The 3,599-nt window shown below is 29.7% G+C and carries 4 protein-coding genes; all 4 read left to right on the plus strand.

Annotated features, from left to right (window positions below; genetic code table 11):
* The first annotated feature begins 1,085 nt into the window (after nucleotides 1-1,085).
* The 4 genes from R5Z65_RS00070 (at nucleotide 1,086) to R5Z65_RS00085 (ending at nucleotide 3,510) form a co-directional block, all read left to right on the plus strand.
* The gene (locus R5Z65_RS00070) at nucleotides 1,086-1,295 is read left to right on the plus strand and encodes a hypothetical protein (RefSeq protein ID WP_317366266.1); all 210 of its coding nucleotides are present in this window, start codon (nucleotides 1,086-1,088) and stop codon (nucleotides 1,293-1,295) included.
* 101 nt (nucleotides 1,296-1,396) lie between these two features.
* Entirely contained in the window at nucleotides 1,397-2,008 is a 612-nt protein-coding gene (locus R5Z65_RS00075) for a hypothetical protein (protein WP_317366268.1), read from the plus strand.
* Entirely contained in the window at nucleotides 2,001-2,888 is an 888-nt protein-coding gene (locus R5Z65_RS00080) for a replication initiator protein A (RefSeq protein ID WP_317366269.1), read from the plus strand. The genes R5Z65_RS00075 and R5Z65_RS00080 overlap by 8 nt, the downstream gene beginning before the upstream one ends.
* Complete coding sequence (locus R5Z65_RS00085) at nucleotides 2,875-3,510, plus strand: DUF6475 domain-containing protein (protein WP_317366270.1); 636 nt, start codon at nucleotides 2,875-2,877, stop codon at nucleotides 3,508-3,510. Before R5Z65_RS00080 ends, R5Z65_RS00085 begins: the two co-directional genes overlap by 14 nt.
* Nucleotides 3,511-3,599 lie beyond the last annotated feature (89 nt).

The following is a 3,599-nucleotide window of genomic DNA, read 5'->3' on the forward strand; positions in this document are numbered from 1 at the left end:
TGTGGAACATTGTAGTAAATATATGTTGAACCGCTTAAAAATTTAACATACAAGTACATTATATCTTTTTTGTATTTAAAAATAAAGCTGTACAGCAGAAGCGACTGGGTTTCCGAATGGAAGTAGGCGATAGCTTAGAACTCCTTTGTCGCTTCATATGGGAATGTGTCTGAGGTCAGCAGTTCGTGGTGGTCTTTTAAATCACTATACGACAACCAAGTTCAAGTCTTGGCATTCCCTTAAAAGAGATTTGAGTAAACAAAAAGCTGATACAGGTATATTCCATATCAGCTTATGTCTAAATTTATTTACTCTTAGTATCTGCAACTTAGAAATTAAATAGTAATAACTCTAAGATATTAACCCCAAAATCACGACTATAAAACAACCTAAATATATAAGAATATACCTTATATTTCTTAGGATACAATATCACTTATGCTGTTTTAGTTCAGCGAGTGTTGATTGCCCGTTAGCTGATATTTTACTTTTCAAATGTAATGTGAGCAATTACATTTTTTACATCATTGCAACCTTGCTCAAGGGTTGTAAGAGGGTGTGAGCCGTAAAAAGAGAGCAGGGCAATTACAAAAATTCTGCTAATATTCATCAGCTCCTTTTTGATAAATTGCCACATAGGGCTAAAGGTATTTTATCACGAAAGAGAAATGTTTTGTAGTCGTGATTGTGAGGCTAATAAGCTCCTTACTACATTATGGTAATGGCGACCAGAAACAGCCATAGTATCACCTTAAATAACTTTTCCCGATGTGGTGTTCCCAGACACCACAAGCAATTAATTCTCTTAAGAGATTTAATATAAATTTGGTAACCACGACCAAAACAGTGGAATAATAATGGGCAAACATACGGCACTTTCCCAGAGTGCCGTAAAAGTTAATTCAGGTGTTCCACGACCTTAAATAGTGGTAATAAATCATAATTAATTGTGGCAATAATGCCACACATATGGGAGTATAGCTGTTTATGTAATAAATGGTTGGTGTGCATAATGCTGATTACGTAGTAATTGGTAATTGCTCGTGAGTTCAACTCTCACAACTCCCTTACTTGCAAAATGAGTTTTGGATACCTACCCTGAAAGCAGTTCTGGTGTCTCTGCACAAAAGACACTAAAAATAAAACATATTTACGGCGAAAGTCGGGTGTATTTGTTAAGTAAAAAACAAAAGTTAGATAAAGATTACGGCATAAATTTTTATTTTATATCTGCTCATCATGTCAAAGCGGGTAACTTAGATATGGTGGGTGGATACAAGATAAAAATAAAATAGGAGTTACCCGCAAGTACTCCTATAAGACAGGAGGACATTATATGAAAAAAGAATTTTATTTTAAGACTTTATATCATTTTTCTAATTTCTGTTATAAATACATGGAAATTAATGATAGTGACTTAGGGGCTTTATTATTTTTAACACAGAAAGCGATTAATGGAGATGAAATGTGTCAATATCTCATTAATCGTTTTACTAAATACTTAAAATTTGACCCTAGTAATCAGGCTGAAATAAGAAAAATAATATCTATTGCGAGAGATAATTATTACCAAGCCTGTGGAATAAAAGAGTGTATGGAAAGATATGAGCTAAGAAGTCAGGTTTATGAAGAAGTCAAAGCTGTATTTGAAAGATGTGAATATATGCCTACACAGGAGTTTATAAATACATTAGAAAGTTTAACAAATGTTCATGGTTTATATTTTCTTTATGATGAGAATAGAAATCTTATTTATATTGGTAAAAGTAAAAATTTAGGTTCAAGAATATTAGATAGTGCAAAAGAAAGACAAGGCTTTTATTTGAAATATAAATTGCCATTAACAAAATCAGATACAAATATACTTGAACTATATTATATATCAAAACTTAAACCTGTATTAAATTCAGAGTCAAAAGAAGTTGACGATACTACATTTGAAATTGATTATAAATTTTTAGAAGAAAGTGATTTTATTCTTATTAAGGAGAAGATAGAAAATGACTAAAATAAAATTTGAAGATTTAAATAGTTTAGTATATTACCAAGTTCCTAAATGGTTAATGGATTTACTTATAGAAAATAAAATATCTTTAGGAGCTTTTAAAACATATGTTTTGATGTATGAAAGAACAAGATTATCAGCAAAAAATAATTGGATTGATGAAGACGGAGATGTCTATATCAAATATTCTTACGATGAACTAATGGAAGATTTGAAATGTAACAGTAGAACAACAGTTTCAAATAATTTAAAAGATTTAGAAAAATTAGATTTAATAGATAAGATTAAATGTTTTAATTCAAGCAACATTTATTATCTTAAAGTTTGGAGTACAGAAGATTGTACTAGTATAGAAAACAGTACTGACAGTAGTACAGAGAATTGTACTATCAGTAGTACAGAAGATTGTACTAACAGTAGTACAGAAACACTGTACGCTAGTAATAATAACTTTAAAAAGAATTACACTAGTAAGAATTACTTAAAAAGAAATACAAGCACTTCTGAAAAAAGCTCCAAAATTGAGCCTAAAAAAGAGAAAACGAAAAACAAATTAACAACAGAAGAAATTTTAAAACAAGTTGAAACTGAAAATATTTCTCTTGAACTAAAAAATAAGATAAAAGAATTTATCAAATACAGAAAAGAGATTAAAAAAACTATTCAGACCTATACTGTAATTTCTAAGATATTAAATCAAATAGGCACAAAATACATAGATGAAAACCATTTAATTTTAAGCATAGAAGACAGTATGGCAAATCAATATCAGGGAATATTTCCTATCAAACTAAATAAACTTATAAGACCGGTACAACAAGAAACACCTGCTATGAGAATGTTAAGAGCTATGAAAGGAGGAGTTGAAAATGACAGATATTAAATTTACTGAGGGAATAGTATTAATCGAGACTATCACAGGAAAAGCATTTTCAGAGCCACAATTAAATGCTTACAGAACACTTTTAAATGATATTCCAGATGAATTATTTGTTCGAGGTATAAACTCAATGTTAAGAGAAAGAGTATTTTCAAATCTTCCTATGCCAGCAGAAATAAGAAAATTTTGTCTAGGAACAAGAGAAGATGATTTAAATATCAGAATTTCACAAGCTAAAAATAAACTTGTAGGAGCTTTGGAGAGTGTAGGAACATATACAACAGTAGTGTTTGATGACCCAATAATACACCTAATAGTTAGAGATTTAGGTGGTTGGATAAAACTTGGAAAAATGGACAGAGAAGACTATGAGAAGTTTTTAACTTTTGAATTTCCAAAATTATACAAAGGATATGCAATTAGAAAAAATACAGATATTCCTGTTATGTTAAAAGGAATTGCAGAAGATAAAACAGTAAAATACATTGGAAATAAAGAAAAGGCTGAAAAATGGGTATTAAGTTATACAGAAAAAATTGAAAGTCTTGAAAATAAAAGTACAGCAAATCTTATGGGAATTAATGTTAATACAATGATTTTAGAAATGAGAGAAAAAACAGCATGATAGCACATTTAATATGCTTTTGTCTTGTAGGGACAGTTTTATATTTTGCAATAAGGGGGATTTAACAAAATGCACAAATCATTTAGAAA

This window comes from uncultured Tyzzerella sp. (assembly GCF_963558545.1).
Classification (GTDB): domain Bacteria; phylum Bacillota; class Clostridia; order Lachnospirales; family CAG-274; genus Tyzzerella.

Excerpts from the sequence above, each read along its gene's own strand:
- R5Z65_RS00085 (WP_317366270.1), top strand. The coding sequence starts at position 2,875 with ATGACAGATATTAAATTTACTGAGGGAATAGTATTAATCGAGACTATC.
- R5Z65_RS00075 (WP_317366268.1), top strand. The coding sequence starts at position 1,397 with ATGGAAATTAATGATAGTGACTTAGGGGCTTTATTATTTTTAACACAG.
- R5Z65_RS00080 (WP_317366269.1), top strand. The coding sequence starts at position 2,001 with ATGACTAAAATAAAATTTGAAGATTTAAATAGTTTAGTATATTACCAA.